Source organism: Dorea acetigenes (assembly GCF_025567385.1).
In the GTDB taxonomy this organism is placed as follows: Bacteria; Bacillota; Clostridia; order Lachnospirales; family Lachnospiraceae; genus Claveliimonas; species Claveliimonas acetigenes.
Genome location: NZ_JAOQJU010000053.1, coordinates 1 through 2,675, shown reverse-complemented (window position 1 = coordinate 2,675; position 2,675 = coordinate 1). Strand labels below are relative to the sequence as shown.

Below are 2,675 nucleotides of genomic sequence, written 5' to 3'. Positions count from 1 at the left end.
GCTCTTTTTATTGCAGATTTCCCTAAAAATCAAGGTTTTTATTAGATTTTAGTACAAAAAAACAGGTAGTTTTTGACACTACCTAGAAAAATAAGGAGGACTTGATTATGAAAAATGTGATTGTCAAAACACAGGCTTTAAAAAAATACTACCAAACAGGGAATCAGACCGTAAGAGCATTAGATGGTGTGGATTTTGAGGTTGCTGAACGAGAATTTGTTTCTATCGTCGGAAAATCTGGTAGTGGAAAAAGTACGCTTCTACACATGATTGGTGGATTAGATACGCCCAGCAGTGGAACTGTTATTGTTGATGGACTAAATCTTGAAACACTAAATTCGGAACAACTTGCTCTTTTCAGAAGAAGAAAAGTAGGATTTATTTTTCAACAGTATAATCTAATACCCGACTTGAATGTGTATGATAATATTATTTTTCCTCTTGAGTTAGATGGTACGCAAATTGATAAAGATTTTATTCAGGAACTATTGGAAACATTAAATATCTCGGATAAACAAGAAATGCTCCCTGCAATGTTGTCTGGTGGAGAACAACAGCGTGTAGCGATTATACGAGCTTTAGCAACAAAACCTGCGATTATCCTTGCAGATGAGCCAACAGGAAATCTTGATACTTCTACCAGTCATGATGTAATCGGATTATTGAAAATGTTAAGTAGACAATATCAACAAACATTGATTGTAATTACACATGATAATGATATTGCACAAATGGCGGACAGAATTGTTCAGATTGAGGACGGAAAAATATCAACTAAAGGAAGTGATTTCCATGTTAGCGAATAATAATGAGGCAATCATCAATAAACTTGCAAAAAACAGCGTTAAAACAAATAAGAAGCAATATGCAATTTTGTTTTTCACAATAATATTATCTGCATTTATGCTTTTCTGTGTATTTACAATCGGTATGACTTATCTGGATTCGAGTAGATTGCAGAACACACGCTTAAATGGAGCTGAATATGATATTCTAACTATGAACGGTTTTACATCAGAGCAACTTAATACTTTACGGCAAAACGAGAATATACGGAGCGTAGGTATAGAATCCTATGCTGGATTTATCCAAAGTACAGAATACGATAAGACTGTTGAGATTGGATTGTTATGGTGTGATGAAGTATTCTGGGATAATTTGATGTCGTCTGCCAGAACAAAATTAGATGGACACTATCCGCAAAATAAAAATGAATTGATGGTTACAAAAGATATTTTGAAAACCTGTGGAAATGAAAATCTGTCTGTCGGAGATAGTCTTATTTTAACTTATGAGAATAATACAGGTGTTTATACAGACGAATTTATTATCAGTGGTATATGGGATGGTTATGGAGATACATCTGCTGGATTTGTGTCAAAAGCCTTTTATGACGAAACGGGCTATGATTTAAAAAATGATGGTATTCTTTGCATAAAACTGAATCGTAACTATGTTTTTCCAGCTACAATACAATCCATAGAAAAATCTTTAGATTTCTCAGACAGGCAAATTTTTGCACCGACAGGTTATATCGAAAATTCTTTTAAATTATTGCTTGGTATATGCGGTCTGGCTCTTGTTATATGTTTAAGTGCCTACCTTCTGATTTACAATATTTTGTATCTGTCTGTTTCAGGAAAGATACGATATTATGGATTGCTTCAATCTCTGGGTATGACAAAGAAACAGCTTGTTCATTTCATAATTAAGCAGATGATACTTGTCGGAATATTAGGTATATTTATAGGAAATTTGTTGGGTATTATTTTATGTATGAAATTAGTTCCTTATATTCTCGGAATATTAGGTATATCGACTGGGAATATGACATTGCAGTTTAATCCAGTGATTTTAATTGTAAGTATTGTTGTTACTATTTTTTCTATTCTTCTGGGAATGAAAAAGCCGATTCAAATTGCAATAAAGGTTACACCAGTAGAAGCTGCAAAATATAGAGAATGTATATCGAATGGTAAAAGATATAAAAAGAGAAAAGGAGCTTTCTTCTGGAGAATGGCATTTGAGCAATTTAAGAAAGATAAAAAGAAAACAGTTGTTGTCTTACTATCGTTGGCAACAAGTTTATCTGTATTTTATTGCCTTACAACGATTATAAGTAGTCAGGGAGAAAGAACGGTACTGCCTAACTACTGGAATGCCGATTTTGTTGTTCAAAACCAGACACAAACCACGGAGGATATAAATTCTCTTAAACCAGCTATATCTGATTCTTTTGTTGAAGAAATAAGAAAGATGGACGGAATTAAAGACTTACATCTTGTAGAGGGAACACCTATTATTTTCCCATATGTGTTAAACAGTTTTTCTGATATGTGGATAACAAATTATATAGACAGAACACCATATTTATCTTCTGAAGATGTTAAATCAGATTATAAAACGAATCCATCAAACTATTATGGTATGCTAATCGGTATTGATGAAGAACAATTTGATTATGTAAATCAATCACTGGATACTCCTATTGATAAACAAGATTTTCTGAATGGAAAAAGTTGTATTGTGCAATTTGAAGGCTCTGAAATTCCAAAAGAATATTTAAATCAGCGAGTTCTCTTTAATGGTAGTGTCAAGTAATCTATGAAAAAACTGAGTTAAAAAAATAGGCTCAGATGAACCTTGAAAATTGCAGATATGTTAGTGATTGGCAG

2 protein-coding genes are annotated in these 2,675 nt (G+C 32.8%); both read left to right on the top strand.

Going from position 1 to position 2,675, the window contains the following annotated elements:
* Positions 1 to 107 precede the first annotated feature (107 nt).
* Positions 108 to 806, top strand: a complete 699-nt coding sequence (locus tag OCV99_RS17915) for an ABC transporter ATP-binding protein (RefSeq protein WP_158372379.1) — start codon at positions 108 to 110, stop codon at positions 804 to 806.
* Positions 793 to 2,601 (top strand): ABC transporter permease, encoded by a 1,809-nt coding sequence (locus tag OCV99_RS17910; RefSeq protein ID WP_262576019.1) that lies wholly within the window; start codon positions 793 to 795, stop codon positions 2,599 to 2,601. The genes OCV99_RS17915 and OCV99_RS17910 overlap by 14 nt, the downstream gene beginning before the upstream one ends.
* Positions 2,602 to 2,675: the final 74 nt, after the last annotated feature.